Source organism: Pseudoalteromonas sp. NZS37 (assembly GCF_015864265.1).
Classification (GTDB): domain Bacteria; phylum Pseudomonadota; class Gammaproteobacteria; order Enterobacterales; family Alteromonadaceae; genus Pseudoalteromonas; species Pseudoalteromonas arctica.
Window position 1 is genome coordinate 148,253 of sequence record NZ_JADYXL010000007.1, and the last position, 17,428, is coordinate 165,680.

The following is a 17,428-nucleotide window of genomic DNA, read 5'->3' on the forward strand; positions in this document are numbered from 1 at the left end:
GTTCGAAGGATTTTATTATGACAACATATCAACGCGAAACAGACACACTCTCTACTCTTTGCCAATCACAAGGCAGCGCATGGAAAGCTATTAACCCTGAATACGCAAGCCGTATGCGTTTACAAAACCGTTTTCGTACAGGGATTGAAATTGCGCAATACACAGCAGACGTTATGCGTGAAGATATGGCTGCATATGACGCCGACACAAGCCTGTACACCCAATCTTTAGGGTGTTGGCATGGCTTTACTGCCCAACAAATGATGATGGCTATTAAGCGCCATCAAAAAACAACTAAACGCAGCTATGTATACTTAAGTGGCTGGATGGTTGCAGCACTTCGCTCTGCATTTGGTCCGCTGCCAGATCAAAGCATGCACGAAAAAACATCGGTACCTGCATTAATTGAAGAAATTTACACATTTTTAAAGCAAGCTGATGCACGTGAACTAGACCACTTGTTTAACGACCTAGATGCAGCAAAAGCGAATGGCGGCGATGTTCAAGCTGTTATTGATAAAATAGACAACTTTGAAACTCATGTTGTGCCAATTATTGCTGATATTGACGCAGGTTTTGGTAACGAAGAAGCAACTTACTTACTGGCTAAAAAAATGATTGAAGCCGGTGCGTGTGCCATTCAAATAGAAAACCAAGTATCTGACGCCAAACAATGTGGTCACCAAGCGGGTAAAGTGACCGTTCCACACGAAGACTTTTTAGCAAAGATTAACGCAGTACGTTACGCCTTTTTAGAACTTGGTATTGATAACGGTATTATTGTGGCACGTACAGATTCATTAGGTGCAAGCCTTACTCAAAAAGTACCTGTGTCGCAAACACCAGGTGACTTAGCAAGCCAATACAATGCATTTTTAGAAACGACGCCAATTAACGGTGTTGATGACTTAAATGAAGGCGACACAGCAATGAAAATTAATGGCCAGTTATGTAAACCAACTCGCCTAGATAACGGTTTATTTCAATTCCGCGAAGGCACTGAAAAAGACCGCGTAGTACTAGATTGTATTACGAGCTTGCAGTCGGGCGCTGATTTACTGTGGATTGAAACAGAAAAACCTCATGTTAAGCAAATTGCAGAACTGGTAAATCGTGTTAAAGAACACGTGCCAAATGCAAAACTGGTATACAACAACTCGCCTTCGTTTAACTGGACGCTTAAGTTTCGTGAGCAAGTATATCAAGAGTGGGAAGAAGCAGGCCGTGACCTTAGTGCTTACCCAAGCCTTGGCGACAATAAAGGCCTTATGGCACCAGAAATGGATGCAACAGAACTTGCGCAAGCAGCCGATTTACTAGTGCAAAACTTCCAGCGCGATGGCGCACGTGAAGCAGGTATTTTCCATCACTTAATTACTCTGCCTACGTACCATACAGCTGCGTTGAGCACTGATATTTTGTCTGAAGGTTATTTTGGCGATATGGGTATGCTGGCTTATGTACGTGATGTACAACGCCAAGAAATTCGCCGTGAGCAAGCTTCTGTTAAGCACCAAGACCTAGCAGGGTCTAACATGGGCGATACACACAAAGAATACTTCTCTGGTGATAACGCGCTAAAAGCCGGTGGTGAAGATAACACCATGAACCAGTTTTAATTCCTAACTAGATAGTGTTACTCAAGGGCCAATAGGCCCTTTTTTATTGCTTTAAGTAAAGTTAGAACATTGAAGCATAATTACAGATCAGACTTTAACTAGGGCGTGTTGATCTTTGTGGATTGAAATTTATTCAATCTAGGGGCGATTAAATCGCGGCGCGAGGTTTGTAACCTAGTGGGCTAAGTAAAAACCGAGCAACAAAGAGTTTATCGCCCCTAGAAAGAACCCAAAGGGCAGCGCATGTTTGGTATTTATGCTACGTTATCGCCTATTCATGGGGAATAACCACACTACATAAGCTCCGCCTTGCCTAAAAACCAAACATACTGCTGCAAATTAACCCACCAAAGTTCAACACGCCCTTGCCAAATCATGTTGGATCACTATTTAACTACCTGAGTGGATTTACAGATCAGAGTTTAACTAACCTTTCATAAAACGGCATATTTGGGGTGATTTTGCTGTAAAAAGCGTTTACAACAACTTTAAAAGGCAGGTAAGTGACTGATTTTTGCTTTAATAGGCAAACTTAGCGAATTTATAAACCGATTTTTTACTAACTTCTCTGTGCTATAAAACAAAATTTTACTAACTGATAGGCTATAAACAGTGACTCAAACCGATTTTTTACCAACTCAAGTTACAAAAAATGCTATAAACCGAAATTTTACTAACTGAAGTTTTAGCTAAGTCCGATATTTAACTGTCACAGAAGTGTAAAGGGGGTTTACAGTTTGAATACTAAGGCGGTAAATACAAAAGCCACTTATTTGAAGTGGCTTTTATTTGAGCTATAAATTTATTACCCAGAGTTTATTTAGTGTGTTTATCAAACCACCATTGAATATAAGCTACTTTAGTCATTAAGTTTGATGGGCGAGCTGTAATACCATGCGATGCATTAGGAATGCGCACCATTGCAGTATCAACGCCTTGTAGTTTTAATGCCTGATAAAACTGCTCAGTTTCTGATATTGGTGTACGGTAGTCAGATTCGCCAGTGAGCAACATAGTAGGAGTTTTAACGTTTCCAACATAACTAATAGGCGAGCGCTTCATGTAATGCTCGATGTGATCCCACGGTTTACCCGGAAACCAGTAATCAGCAAAAAACGGGTAAAAATCGGCAGTTAGTACAAAGCTGATCCAATTAATAACAGGCTTAGCAACTACAGCCGCAGCAAAGCGATCGGTATGACCTACAATCCAAGCTGTTAATACACCACCGCCAGAACCACCGGTTACAAACAATTTAGACTCGTCAATAAAGCCTTTCGCTATTAGCGCATCAACGCCAGTCATTAAGTCATCAAAATCGTTACTTGGATAATTATGATGAATAGTTTGTGCAAACTCTTTACCGTATGAATCACTGCCACGTGGGTTCATGTATAAAACCACATTTCCTTTGGCTGCAAACAGCTGAATTTCAGCGCTAAAGTGTGGACCGTAATTAGCTACTGGACCGCCATGTATTTCTAGTATTAGCGGATATTTTTTGCTGCTGTCAAATTCTGGTGGGTAAGCAATCCATCCTTGAATAGGTAACTCATCGTGACTTGATTTAATCCAAATTTCTTCCACTTTAGCCAAAGCTTTGTCGCCCAGTGCATCTGCATTAAGGGTAGTTAAACGCTGCGCTTTACCGCGTTTAATTGTTGCTATATCAGCAGGGCGCTGAGTATCGGCAAGGGTAAAGGCTACTTCGCCATCTTCGCTTACATCAAAGTCACCACCAGAATATGGGCGACCAAAGGCAACACTGCCAATTTGAGTTGTTATTATTTTACGCTTGCCGCTGCGTGGTTGATAGGCGAGGGCGGTTTGACCTTTATCTGCATAGCTAAAGTATATGCCTTTGGAGTTTGCACTCCATTTTATTTGACCTACGCTACGATCAAAATCTGGCGTTAAGCTTGTTGTGTTACCTGTTTTTAAATCACGAATATAAAGCTGAGCGTTTTCGTAGTTAGTGCGTTTATCATCGTAACCTGTGTACGCTAAATAACGACCATCGGGCGATACTTTAGGCTGCTCGTCAGGTCCGTTTCGGTCAGTAATTTTAGTTATATTTTGTGTGGCTAACTCGAGTTGATAGATTTCACTGTTTGTGGGTTTTAGCTGGTTGTTTGTGTGCCTGTTCGCAGAAAAATAAAGCGATTTGCCATCGTTGCTAAAACTTACATCGCCCGCGTTATCAAACTCATCATGAGTGAGTTGTTTGGCATTACCACCGTTAGCATCTATGGAAAATAATTGGCTAAAACCTTTTTGCGTGTAACCGCCACCATCTGAACGGTAATACACATCATCAATAAATTTTGCGGGTTCTGCCCACGTTGCACCTTTTGGTTTGCCTGGTAAGCTCACTGGCGCTGAAGTAGCGCTTGGAACAAACATGCTAAATATTAATTGGTTAGAATCAGGGCTCCATGTAATCGAACGTGGACTACTCGTTAAGTTACTAATTTTGCCATAGCACCTGTTTTAAGCCATTTTATATATATTTGGCTGCTGCCATCGCGAGTTGATATAAACGCAAGGCGTTGACCATCAGGAGAAAGTACTGGCGAATAATCCATATGCACGCCAGAGGTAAGCGGCTGCATTTGTTTGGTTTTGTAATCAACAGACCAAATATTACCAACTTTGCGATCTGTTTTTATATCCATGCGGTTACGCACAAAATAAACAGTTTTACCGTCTTCGGTTATATCTATTTGATTGGCATATTCTAAATTAAACACGTCTTGCAGTTGTAGTGTATTTTTTTCAGCGTAGGCTAAATTGCTACAGCCTAAAATGAGACTAAGTGTTAAAAGCTTTTTCATTTTAATCCCTGTTGTTACTTTTTTTAATTTGCTAAGTAGTTATATGTTAGGGATTATTAAATTAACAGTAGGATGCGATGAAGCTCTTATTTAACTCTATGAGTTAAAGCTGTAAAGGGGGTTTACAGCTTCTATTTGAGGTTGTGTAAAAGTTTAGTTAGCTGAGTTACAAAGGGCTTTTATATCTTTTATAAGCGCTATGCCATCAGCGTTGTCGCCATGTACGCATAAGCTATGGGCGTTGAGCGTTAGTTTTTTTCCAGTTCGTGTTGTCACGCTGCCATCGGATAAAAGCTGAGTTACTTGTTTTAGTAATGCAGCTTTATTGTGAACACTACCCTCAAGTGTTCGTGATACTAAATGCCCGTCGTCGGTGTACTGTCTATCGGCAAATGCCTCGAGTACTAGATCAACTCCTGAGCCTTTAGCTATTTGAATGTGCTTATTGGCATTTTTAGTCGCTAAGACCATTAGTTTCAAATCTATTGGGTAGCTGGCAATTGCATTTATAACGGTTTGTAATATTTGCTCATCAGCCATCATGTCGTTATAAAGTGCGCCATGCGGTTTAACATAGCTAAGTGTTAAACCTTGTACTTTTGCCATGCCCTCAATAGCGGCTATTTGATAATGCAGGCAATTTGTAAGCTCTTTTTCGCTAAGTACCATTGAGCGCCTACCAAAGCCTTGCTTATCTGGGTAGCTTGGGTGAGCACCAATTTGTACGTTATGTTGCTTGGCAAGTACAAGAGTGTTTGTCATTACGTCGGCATCACCTGCATGGAACCCACACGCAATATTAGCCATATCAATATGTGGCATAACGTCATCGTCTAGCCCCATTTTCCACACGCCAAAGCTTTCGCCTAAATCACAATTGAGTTTCATATTAGTGCGCCTTTTGCGGTTTTATTGTGACAGGTAATACGCCGTTAGCCGGTGCTTCTCCTAGTAACACTTTTGCAAGTGCGGTAAAAGCGGGACCAGACACAATATCGTTTTTATCTACATCAATATTATATGCGTAAGATGCAAGTACAGCATTTGCATAATTGCCAAATTTAGCAATGTCGTAAGGCGCTCTTAGGCTTATAAAAACAGTGCTTTTGTTTTCTTCTTTTGCCATATTTAATAATGACTCAAATGCTTTTGGTTGCTCTGCATTATTAAGTGCAAAATTAGGATCGTCTTTTAAATCATCCATACCGCCAATTTCTACCGCACTTTGATTAGGTGTTGCATTGCCGGCTATAACTACATCAGCAGCGTGTATTTGTGCTTTTGCGAGTGCAGGGTCGAACCCTTGTAAGCTACTACAGCTATAAGTGAATTTTTGCTGGCTGATAGCTTTAATCGCTTGCTGCATTGCCATACATTTACGCGTGTCGGGCATAATAATATGAACATTACTTCCTGCTTTTAAATTAAGCGGCAAAGTACTGTTATTATTTTTAACCTGCGTTATTGCCTCTACAGCAAGCTGCGCTTCTATTTCGCGATGTGCTGCACTGCCGATTGTTTGCTTTGCATTTATGAGCGCGGTAATAGGGTCAAAATTAGTGCTTAACCTAAATTTATTTTTAAGCGTAATTATACGCATCGCTGATTGTGCTATTTCTTGCTCATCAAGTTGGTTTGATTTAACCGCTGCAACAAGCTCTTTAATAAGGTCATCGAGCTTGTTTAAATCATCCGGTGTTCTAATTTCAACGGGCATTAGGGCAATGTCAGCTCCAGCGGCAAATGTATTTATTACCGCTTGAGTTGGTGTGAAGAAGTTACTAATACCAGCCATATCAAGCGCATCAGTTACTACAACACCTTGGTAATTAAGCTCACCACGTAAAATATCAGTAATGATTGCACGCGACATTGTTGCCGGTTTTATCATAGTTTTGCCATTAACGCTTACAAACGTCGTACTATCGAGGGCAGGGTATTGAATATGCGCCGTCATTATCATGCCTGGGTTTTGCTTGGCGATAATGTGTTTAAACGGTGCTAGGTCTTGCTCGTAAATAACTTCTTTTGCATGGTTTACTTTAGGCAAACCTGTATGGCTATCTACGTTTGTATCGCCGTGGCCCGGGAAGTGCTTTAACGAGGTAATAACACCGTTGTTCTCAAATCCTGCAACCTGTGCGGCGCCCAATTTACTCACTAATGCTGGGTTTTCACCAAACGAGCGTACGTTAATAACAGGGTTATCGGGGTTCATGTTTACATCAACCGTGGGCGCGTAGTTTACATTGATACCCAGCGAGTTTAGTTCTTTAGCTATAACAGTTGCTGTTTTTGTCGCAAAGCTCGTACCGTGTTTTTTGTAGGTTGCGCCAATCGACATATTACCGGTAAATGATGTAGCAACATCGCGTGGTAACCGTGCTACACGTCCGCCTTCTTGATCTATTGATATAAATAGCGGCAGCTTACTACTGGACCTACTTGCAGCTGTTTGCAATTGGCTATTAAGCGTAATGGTTTGTTCTATTGATTGGGTATTTTCAGAAAATAAAATAACTCCACCAATATCGTATTTAGCAATAGCGGTAGCAAGCTCATTAGGTAACTCGGTCATTGGAGTTCGGCATTTATTACTTGCTCCTTGCTGGCAAAAGTAGCGAAAGTCGAGTATTAACTTTTGCCCAAGTTGTTGTTCAAGAGAAAGCACGGGTTTAGCAAACGAGGATTGTAATGGCATTAAACACCCAGATAAAAAAACGATAGACGGTACAATACACTTATTTAGCAAAACACACTCCAAGGCTAAAAAGTAGATAAATGTATGCAGCTTAACTACTTTTTAAAGTAACTGCAAAAGAAGGTTTTCTTTACAAAAACCATTAACGTATTGTAAAAATTGAAGATAAATTATAGTTTTGAACTTAGTGAAAAGTTATATTTTTTCTGGCTTTATTGATATTAGATAATAAATTTTTAATAGGGTGTAATTGCAGGCTTTATGCTCAATTATAGGTGCAAGTATTGAATGCCTCATTCTTAGGATGGCATTCATTTTCGAAAGAATTATTAATAGCCTTAATCTTCGATTTCTTATTTTTCATTTAACGATTACAGCCTTTATTAGTACTTTAGTAAGTAGCTTTTATTCTACCTACCAAGCACAAAAGGAGCAGTTAAAAACGTACACTAAAAATAACTATGCCTGCGCTAATAAACTAGCATCAACAACTTATACTCTTTAGAATCAGCAATGCAATAACCTGCCTATTCAACTAAAAATCATCTTGAAAAGACAATATTGTGGCGCGTTTAGGTAGAGAAGAGTTTGTATTTTTTACCTAATAACAGCAAAGTGCGCGCAAACATAGCAGAGCGATTGCGTCAAACCGTTGAGTCTATAAATACGTAAACTATTGGATTTATAATAATTCCTATTGGCATTGCAACTTGGTCTGAGCATAGTAACGAAATAGACCAAGTTTACAAATGTGCTGACAAAGTACTTTACCATGTTAATAATATGGTAGTGATAAGTGCATTGTTGCTGATTAAAAATGTGTTTCGATAGGTGAGTAATCAATTGCAACTTCTACATTGCTCACTGAGCTATAATTGTTTAGATCTTTAGATAATCCTGCAATATCAACATCCTTTTCAACAAGTAATGTGTAATTGTGAGCTGTCGACTTAACTAACTCATAATTATTTTTTAACTCATCAGGCAAAGAATCGGTATTTAATGTAATGGTAAGAGTACCTGTTACTACACCTTTTTGCTTTAAGTTCTGATTATAAATAACGTCGCCTTTAAATAACTGCTCAGAGTTAAAAATAAGCTTATCACCAGATGAATTTATGCTTTTAGATGCTTTTTTCATAATACCTTGACTGCTTTCTTTTTTAGGGAAAATAGTGTCAGTTTTCTGGTTCTTAGATGGTTCTTTTATAATGATTTCTGCTGTTTTAGGTAGCGCCTGAGAGTTGTTAACCTCTGTTTTTTCACTGTTATTACATGCAGATAGTAATAAAGCTGCAATTATTGGCACTGAACTTGTAAAAATTATTTTTTGCATTCGTTTACCTTTGTTTACTTTTCTCTAAATTTAAAGCTATTCAGCTTCATTCAAGTATGTATATTAACAACTTAACTATGCGTTTACATAAAATAATCAATTAAAAAACATTAAGTGTTTTAATATAATAAATACGAACAGGTGGATACATGTCTCAATTTAAATTAACAACTATTGCCATAGTTGTAGCATCAACATTAGCAGCAGGTGAGCTAACGGCCGCTGAACAAACTCGATTTTATGATGTAAGTGCTACAAATGCAGTTACTCAGGGTACTTCTTTAGCTGCTGTTCAGCAGAGAACCTTAGCCGAACGCGCCACTGTATCGGGTCAAAAATCTATTTACGATGCACAAATGGGTAAAGCAACATTTTTATGGCAAGCAATAGGTCAGCGTAAGCCTGACATGGCTTTAATCGCAGCTGATAACCGTAATCAATATGCTGCTGACTTTTATATTGAAACTTTAACAGGCATTAGTAATCGTAAAGCAACAGCATCTTCTGCTGTTATGGTTGATTTATCAGAGCAAAAACGTGGTTCTATTAGTGCTAAATATAAACAACAAGTAAACGGTGTAGAAGTTTTTAACCGCGAATACAACTTGTTAATGGATAAAGAGTACAACCTAGTAGCAAGCTCGGGTTATTTTGCTGATACGTCATCATCTAAAAATAAACTTGCTGCATTAACGGGTTTTGTAAGCTCTGAGCAAAGTATAAAAAAAGCATTTAGTGAATTAGCTAATATTGATGTCTCACTTCGTAAAATTGGTAACGAAGGTGGATATGCAAAATATGAGGCTAAATCATTAGATGACTCTAAGATTGTTTTAGGTACGCCACGTGCAAAAGAAGTGTTTTTTGAAGTTGCAGGCGAGCTTAAATCTGCTTACTACATTGAAGTAGAAGTAGCAGAAGTTGGCTCTTTAGAAAGTGACTACTTTAGTTATGTAGTAGATTCAAATAACAGCAAAGTATATTTTGCGAAAGATTTGAAATCTCATGCAGCTGACTTTAATTACCGTGTTTACGCTAACCAAGATGGCTACCCAATGGAAAGCCCGCACGGTGACGTAATTCCTGCAGATGGCCCAGGGCAAGTAGACGAGACTGAGATTTTAGACGCGCCAATGGTATCTCTATCTTACTACAGTAAACTAAGCACAATGGACCCATGGTTAGCTGATGATGCAACGACAACATCAGGTAATAACGTATTTGCTTACGCAGATGTGGTTGCACCTCAAGACTTTAGTGAAGGTGACTTTACCGCTGAAACAACAGCAGACTTCACATTTGACTACCCTTATCAAGTAGATGAAGTTGCAAATAGCTACGCAAACCGTAAAGCGGCTATTGTTAACTTGTTTTATATGAATAACTTTTTACATGATTTTTTCTATGATCATGGTTTTGATGAAACGTCAAATGTAGCTCAAGTATCTAACTTTGGTCGTGGCGGCGTAGAAGGTGACCCGATTGAAGCACAGGCTCAAGATAACTCAGGTCGTAATAACGCAAATATGTCTACGCCAGCTGATGGTGCTAGCCCACGTATGCAAATGTACTTGTACAACAGTAAAGATGCCGTTGTTGGTGTAGATTTTGGTATTACAGTAACTTCACATGACTCTTTAGGCCTTTTAGCTTCAACAAAAGAATCTGGCTTTGGTAAATACCAATTCAGTGATGTGGCTGCAGAAGTTGTTCGTTTAGATGATGGAAATACAGTAGATTCAACAAGTATTAATGATGGTTGTGAGCCTGCTATAAATGCTGCTGAACTAGCAGGGAAAATTGCAATTGTAGATCGTGGCTCATGTGCTTTTACGATTAAAGTAAAAAATGCACAAGATGCAGGTGCAATAGCAACTATCGTTGTTAATAATGACCCAGATACGGCAGAACCGGCACCAATGGGCGGTGAAGACGATACTGTAACCATTCCAAATATGGGTTTAAATTACGCTGATGGTCATGCAATGTATGACCTAATTGATGCTCGTGAAGTTGTTACTGTAAACATGTTTACCAAAGCAACATTAAAAGATGGTACGTTTGATAATGGTATTATTGCTCATGAATGGGGTCACTACATTAGTAACCGCTTAGTCGGTAATTCATCAGGCCTTATTAACTTCCAAGGCCGCGCAATGGGCGAAGGCTGGGGCGATTTCCACTCATTAATGTTTATCGCTAAAGAAAGCGATATAAATATTACAGGTAACGATAAGTTCCAAAAAGCATATGGTAGCGGCACATTTGTAGAAGACTTCTACTTCGGTATTCGTCGTCTTCCTTATTCAACTGATACAGATGTAAATGCATTGTCGTTCCGACATATTACTGAAAATGCTGGTGCTGATATTGGTATTTCACCAACAAGCGTGGCTTCTCCTCATGCTGCCGGCGAAATTTGGGCAACTGTATTATGGGAAAACTACGTAACGCTTATTAACGAGCATGGCTTTAATGAAGCACAAACTCGAATGGCAGATTACTTAGTTGCAGGTTACAAATTAACACCTATAGCACCAACCTACACTGAAGCACGTGATGCTATTTTAGCTGCTGCCTATGCAGTAGACCCTGCTGATTACAAATTAATGGTAGGCGCATTTGCTAAACGTGGTATGGGTCTTGGCGCAGTATCGCCAGATCGTTTCAGTGAAGACCTTACTGGTGTAGTTGAATCAGATAAAACACAGCTTTCTAGCTATGCATTTGCAAGTGCTGACTTAAACAACATGTACAATGGTACAGAGCTTGGTTTTTGTACTAACGACAATATTTTAGATAAAGGCGAAACGAGTACGGTTAGCGTAACAATTACTAACCGTGGTAGTGAAGTACTTAGTGGTACAACAGCACAACTGACAGTTATAAGCGATCATGATGTAACATTTGAAAATGATGGCCTACTTACTTTTGGTGAAGTTCAACCGTACGAAGCAATAACAAGTAACGATATTAAAGTTACTTTGAACGAAGCGGGTACAGCTGAAACACTAGAAATTGAAGTCACATTCCCTGAAATTGAAACGGATGATGATATCGTTGAAGCGCTTGATCAAACACTTACGTTTGAAGTAAATATGGGCTTTAAATCAGAAACGCCTGTTGGAGCTGTAGTTTCAGATGATATGGAAGTAGCAAGTTCATCACTATTAGATTTAAAAGAAAACGTAATGTTTGGTGGTGATTTAGCTGCTGGCACTCAAGTAATGGATAATAGTAGTAATATTGCATTCTTTGAACAAGGTGGCTTTGGGCTAGGCACACAAGCAATGCGCCTTGTAAATAATGGCTTCCAATCGGATGTAGCAGTAGAGAGTAAGTCATTCGAAGTCGGTTACTCTGGCGACTTTGAAATTTCATTCTGGCATTTCTATAGTATCGAGGAAAACTGGGATGGTGGTGTTGTAGAAGTTAGTGTTAATGGTGGTGACTGGGTTGATGCTACTGAAATTGGCGGCACATTTGATGTTGGCTATGACGCTGTTCTAATCGAAAACGATTCTCAAGAGCTTCAAGAACGTGAAACATACACAGGTAATAACGTACAAGATAGTGGCGCGTATGGTAATTATGAAACTATCAACTTTGGTGATGCTCTAAACGGCAACTTAGTAAAAGTACGCTTTAGAATTTCATCAGATGGCGCAGTAAGTGATTTAGGTTGGTGGATTGATAACCTAACTATGTCTAACGTTTTATCTCCTGTATTTTCAGAACTTGTAGCGGGTGATTCACTAGCATGTGATAACGCAGCTCCACTTGTTTTAGTCGAAAGCGCATCAGCGGAAATTACTGAATCTGCTACAGGAACAATTACAGCAACAGCGTCAGATCGCAATGGTCAAACACTAACTTATGCTTGGACTCAGGTTAGCGGTAGTGATGCTACGCTCACTGGTACTGATACAGCAACTTTGAGCTTCACACCTGCAGCTATTACTGCAGATGAAGAGCTTGTTTTTGAAGTTGCCGTAAGTGATGGTGTAACAACTGTGACTCAACAAAGTACTGTAATGGTAAAAAATGAAGCGGTAGCAACAGTGCCTGTAACAGAAGCAAAATCTAGCGGTGGTGGTAGTTTTAGCTTTATAGCTTTATTACTTACTCCATTAGTATGGTTTAATAGACGTCGTAAAAACGTTAGTAAATAAGTTTAAATAACATCCCGTCGTCTCTAAACACATGACGGCTTTAATGAAAGGCCAGTAGCTTTTGCTTCTGGCCTTTTTTATAAACTTAGTGTGATGTTTTTAGTCCTGACCTCATATTAACTTTTTCATGGCCATACACTTTGACTTATATATTAGTCATATTGCCTTTTTATACGACATCAACAACTTATATCTTAAAGCTTAATAAATAACCTCGGGGCGTTCACTTAGTTGGCTAGAGTTTTACTGATTAAAGGATAAAAAATGGCAATGCTGGAATATATTATTTATCACGCCATACCCTAACGCATAGTCGCTAAATTGAACAAACCAACTTAATTAAAAACACTTAAACGGGTATAATACCTAACTTCGTATAATACGCGCTGAATTTGAGTGCTTTGGAATGCAGCTTTGCTATATAAATTACTACCCGCTTTAAATTTAAGATTTCTTATATTGCTACTCGCATTCTCTGCAGCATTGAGCACATTGATAGGGAGTTTTTATTCTACCTATCAGGTTCAAAAAGAGCAGTTAACATCATATACGCTAAAAAGTAATTTAGCCTATGCACAAAAATTAGCCTCCGCAACTGATAACTTTTTAAAGTCTGCGCTTCAGCAGCTTGAATACTCAGCTAAAATTATTGAGCAATCACCAAATAACTCCAAATTATTAAACGATGAAGCCATTCGTTTAAATCATCAAACGGATAGCTTTAACTCTGTTGTGATTAATTTACATGGCGTAGTTGCAGCGACGTCGCCTCACTTTGAAAGTTTAATAGGCCAACAAATACAGTCTCCAGGAGCAATAGAAGCACTAAAAGAAAAACGCCCATTAATTAGTGAGCCTTATTTGTCAGCAGCTGATAATTTAATTGTTTTTATATCGCACCCTTTGTTTGATTTTGAAGGTAAGTATTTAGGTTATATTGGTGGCTCTCTTTATTTAAAAGAGAAAAATATTTTAAATGAGCTTTTAGAACAACATTACTACAAAGGTGGTTCGTACCTTTATGTTGTTAGCTCAAATAAGCGCATTTTATATCACCCAGAACCTGCCAGAATCGGCAACGTTATTGCTAACAATGCTGTGATTGACGCTGTTATAGATGGCGAAATAGGCACCTCAACGGTTATTAATAGCTTAAATAAGCCGATGCTCGCAGGCTACGCACCCATTACTTTATCTAAATGGGGAATAGTGGCGCAAAGACCATTAGAATCAACGCTCTCTTCGCTAGATACATTAACTATTGAAGTCATTGAACAAACAATACCTATGGCATTAGTCACATTTATTTTTATTGGTTTATTTGCACATTTTATAGCAAGGCCGCTAAAGCGATTAGCCGATAACGCAAATACACTCGATGATCCAAAAAGCTTAGAAAAACTTAAAAGCGTGAAGTCGTGGTATTTTGAAAGTCAAAAACTGAAGTTAGCGATGTTAAGAGAGGTTACTTTATTACAAGCACAAATAGGTGTGCTACGCCATGACTCACAAACAGATCCCTTAACAGATACGCACAACAGAAGAAGCTTAAACGGCCTACTTAACCAGCTTATGCTAAAGCAAACCCCATTCGCTATATTAGAAATTGATATCGACTTTTTTAAACGTGTTAACGATACTTTTGGACATGATAAAGGCGACGAAACTTTAGTTTCGCTAACAAATATAATTAAAAAACTATCAAGAAGAGACGACATAGTATCAAGAATCGGCGGTGAAGAATTTGTTCTTGTGCTACCAAATGAAAACAGCCAAAGTGCCTATAAAATAGCAGAGCGTTTACGTAAAACAGTAGAATCGACAGAAATAAACACCATTGGAACAATCACTATTTCTATAGGTATTGCAACCTGGCCTGAGCATAGTACTGATATTGCCCAAGTATATAAATGTGCCGATAAGGCGCTATACCATGCTAAAGAGCATGGTCGTAACCGATGCGTAGTGGCCGATATTAGCTAACCACAGCTTTGTTAAGTAATACTCTGTATTACCTTAAATTGATAAATACTTTACACAGAGTGCATGAGTTTATTAAGCCAGCCATCTGCTTTTGATGGCTTGTAAATCATTACTATGCCTTTGCTATAGTGACTGTTAACCCCCTTTACAGTTATTTTTGTAAGCGCTAAGTCATCAATCACAAAATTTGGTAAATACGCTAATGCCAAAGCAGTTTCACTACCAAACTAACTTTTTAAAACCCGTTATATGTTGAAAAGCTAACGACAAATAAAACACAAAAAATGCATTTTCATTAGTTAAAATAACGCAGCAATAAGGCTTGGTAATTCATAAAATACAAAGTAATCGTTAAGCTTAGTACCGCTTACTAGGGGGAAGTATAACGGGGAATTAGAGTGCGACAGCGCAATAAATACAACGCTTGCAAGTAAACTAACGGCATGTTTTAAAAACGCCCCCAGCTATTTAAAAACCCTTTACCTGAATATACTCACCATTATGTAATTTGACTTGAGTAAATATGTGGCAGGCAAACGCTGCATACCCATGCAGCGTTTATTGCCATTTGTTTAGCCCTAATTAAAACTGATAGCTTACCCTTGCTGAAAAGTTACGCCCAGGTTGGGTGTATTGGCTAAAATCAGCACTTTGCGATTGACCTGCAATCAACTCAAAAGGTACATATTCTTTATCGAGCAAGTTAAGTATCCCTACATTTAACTGCCACGCTTGCCATTCGTAATTTGCGTATAAATCAACAACGCCGTAACCATGCCCTTGCGTAGTTTTATCATCGTTTGCATCAAGTACTACATCCGATTGCGATTTAGCTAAACGCAACGCAGCGGTCCAGTTAATATTACCCAGCTCTGTACTTAACAATATTGAGCCATTTAACGGGCTAATGCTGGTAAGTGGCTGATCGGTTTCTTTATTTTCACCATCAACGTAGGCCACATTTGCCTCAAGCAGAATATTTTCAGCAACATACACGGCAATTCCGGCTTCTACACCGCTTATTTGTGTTTCGCTAATATTTTGATACTGATACAGAGTTTTGTTTACGCCAGGAATGTACGTTGGCTCAACACCTACTACGGCGGTTTCAATAAAATCATCGAATGCTGCATAAAAAGCACTTAAATTTACGCTAATATCGCTGCTTGCGTACCTAAGCCCAAGCTCAAATGAGTCGCTGCTTTCTGGGTCTAAATCGGCATTTGGTAGTATTTGATAAAACGGTTCAACGCCGTGGCTTTGATAGGCTTGGTCGTGTGGTGGTATTTTAAAGCCTCGTACGTATTGCCCATACCACGATAAGTTATCATCCACTTGATATATAACACCTAGCTTAGGCGAAAAAGCAGATTCGGTAATATCATCAAGCTGCGCATCGGCATATAGCTCATCACTTTTAGCTTCTAGGGTGTAGTAATCATATCGCACGCCTGCAATAACCGACCATGCGCTGTTTTTAAACGAAATACTGTCTTGCACATAAGCGCCAATTAAAGAGGTGTCAGCCCCCGGAAACGCTTTTTGTTTTTGGTCTGTAAAATCAACCATGCCATCGGCTAAAACACGTGTTTTTAAACGTGGGCGGGTGGTATCGTATAAATCGATATCAACTCCGTATACCACTTCGTGATCGGTGGTTTCTCCTTTAAGCCCTTTATTAAATACTGCTTTTAAACCTAAAATATTTTGCTCAAAACGATAGTCGTTATAATCGGTGTAGGTGCTTGCGCCACTAATTGCATCGCTTTGTTGCTCGTAACTACTATAAGACACTTGCCCGTACCATTTATCAAACGCAGCTGTAGCTACTTCTGAATGATAATCTAGCGCCAGTGACCAACTAGTGTCGTCTTCCTCGGTTTCTTGAACCGTGGGGGTTATTACTTGCTCAATTGTTTGATTAAAATAATCAAGGGTGTATTTAAGTGTGCGTTTTTCATCAAGCTGTTGTTCAAATTTAACTAATAAAGCGTCCGACTTTGCATCATAACCGGGTAAGTTTTCGTCGTAATTTTGTACTTCTTCGCTGTCGCGATGGCTATAAACTGCGCTTACTGCAAAGTCGCCTAAGTCTTTTGCACCGGTAATATCAGCAGCAATTTGGTTACTTTGACCTTGATACCCCAGTGCCATTTTTACATAGCTGCTGTTATCTTTTAGATAATCGCTTGGATCTTTAGTGGTTATAACCACAATGCCACCGAGTGCGTCAGAGCCATATAAAGACGATGCAGCACCTTTGGCTACTTCTACTTGTTTTACGCCTGCTACATCAAAGTAATTGCGGCCAACTAAATAGCCCCCTCCGCCTGCATAACCATCGTTGGTGCGTCGGCCATCTTTTATAAATACAACACGGTTACCACCAACACCACGTACAGTAAGTGTTTGCGCGCCTGCACCACTGCCTGTGGTTGCAATGCTTGAATCGTATTTAAACATGGTTTGTAAATCTACAGCTAGCTGGCGCTCTATATCTTGCTCGGTAATAACAGTAACTGAGCCTGTTACATCTTTAAGCTTTTGCTCAAACCGCGAGCCACTCACAACAATATGATCGTCAATTATGTTTTCGGCAAATGCAGTGCCCGATCCGAGTAATAAGGTTGCTATAGCAGTAAATTTAAATGTAGAGGGGTTCACTTTAACTCCAAATGATAATAGTTATTATTTATGGCGAGGATGTTACAACTAAGTCAAATTAAGATCAATTAATTATGATAATCATTTTCATTTAGATTTAACCGGTTATAATAGCCGAA

Annotated in this window: 7 protein-coding genes and 1 pseudogene; 3 read left to right on the top strand and 5 right to left on the bottom strand. The window is 39.1% G+C overall.

The genetic code is table 11. The annotated features are described in order from the left end of the window. Positions 1–17 precede the first annotated feature (17 nt). A complete protein-coding gene (locus I6F47_RS14485; protein ID WP_007583624.1) occupies positions 18–1,619 on the top strand; it encodes an isocitrate lyase in 1,602 nt (533 codons plus the stop codon). A gap of 816 nt (positions 1,620–2,435) precedes the next feature. On the opposite strand, the pseudogene I6F47_RS14490 reads toward I6F47_RS14485, so the two are convergent. From I6F47_RS14490 to I6F47_RS14505, 4 genes and pseudogenes are all read right to left on the bottom strand, one after another. Then, positions 2,436–4,453 (bottom strand): annotated as a pseudogene (locus I6F47_RS14490) (prolyl oligopeptidase family serine peptidase). A gap of 153 nt (positions 4,454–4,606) precedes the next feature. Beyond that, positions 4,607–5,341 carry a 5-oxoprolinase subunit PxpA gene (locus I6F47_RS14495; RefSeq protein ID WP_197111837.1) on the bottom strand — a complete coding sequence of 245 codons (735 nt, stop codon included), beginning with the start codon at positions 5,339–5,341 and terminating at the stop codon, positions 4,607–4,609. 1 nt (position 5,342) lies between these two features. Further along, positions 5,343–7,154: a glycoside hydrolase family 3 protein gene (locus I6F47_RS14500; RefSeq protein WP_197116912.1), complete on the bottom strand. Its 1,812-nt coding sequence runs from the start codon at positions 7,152–7,154 to the stop codon at positions 5,343–5,345. Positions 7,155–7,965: 811 nt separating this feature from the next. After that, entirely contained in the window at positions 7,966–8,490 is a 525-nt protein-coding gene (locus I6F47_RS14505) for a hypothetical protein (protein WP_007583632.1), read from the bottom strand. 149 nt (positions 8,491–8,639) lie between these two features. On the opposite strand from I6F47_RS14505, the gene I6F47_RS14510 reads away from it, so the two are divergent. Together I6F47_RS14510 and I6F47_RS14515 are read left to right on the top strand one after the other, a co-directional pair. Further along, the gene (locus I6F47_RS14510; RefSeq protein WP_197116914.1) at positions 8,640–12,662 is read left to right on the top strand and encodes a rhombosortase-dependent M36 family metallopeptidase; all 4,023 of its coding nucleotides are present in this window, start codon (positions 8,640–8,642) and stop codon (positions 12,660–12,662) included. A gap of 459 nt (positions 12,663–13,121) precedes the next feature. Beyond that, positions 13,122–14,645 carry a sensor domain-containing diguanylate cyclase gene (locus I6F47_RS14515; RefSeq protein ID WP_197184093.1) on the top strand — a complete coding sequence of 508 codons (1,524 nt, stop codon included), beginning with the start codon at positions 13,122–13,124 and terminating at the stop codon, positions 14,643–14,645. Positions 14,646–15,227: 582 nt separating this feature from the next. On the opposite strand, the gene I6F47_RS14520 is transcribed toward I6F47_RS14515, so the two are convergent. Next, positions 15,228–17,309: a TonB-dependent hemoglobin/transferrin/lactoferrin family receptor gene (locus I6F47_RS14520; protein WP_197184094.1), complete on the bottom strand. Its 2,082-nt coding sequence runs from the start codon at positions 17,307–17,309 to the stop codon at positions 15,228–15,230. Positions 17,310–17,428 lie beyond the last annotated feature (119 nt).

Bases quoted from the DNA above. Each gene is read 5' to 3' on its own strand.
- I6F47_RS14485 (WP_007583624.1), top strand. From the start codon at position 18: ATGACAACATATCAACGCGAAACAGACACACTCTCTACTCTTTGCCAA.
- I6F47_RS14495 (WP_197111837.1), bottom strand. From the start codon at position 5,341: ATGAAACTCAATTGTGATTTAGGCGAAAGCTTTGGCGTGTGGAAAATG.
- I6F47_RS14500 (WP_197116912.1), bottom strand. From the start codon at position 7,154: ATGCCATTACAATCCTCGTTTGCTAAACCCGTGCTTTCTCTTGAACAA.
- I6F47_RS14505 (WP_007583632.1), bottom strand. From the start codon at position 8,490: ATGCAAAAAATAATTTTTACAAGTTCAGTGCCAATAATTGCAGCTTTA.
- I6F47_RS14510 (WP_197116914.1), top strand. From the start codon at position 8,640: ATGTCTCAATTTAAATTAACAACTATTGCCATAGTTGTAGCATCAACA.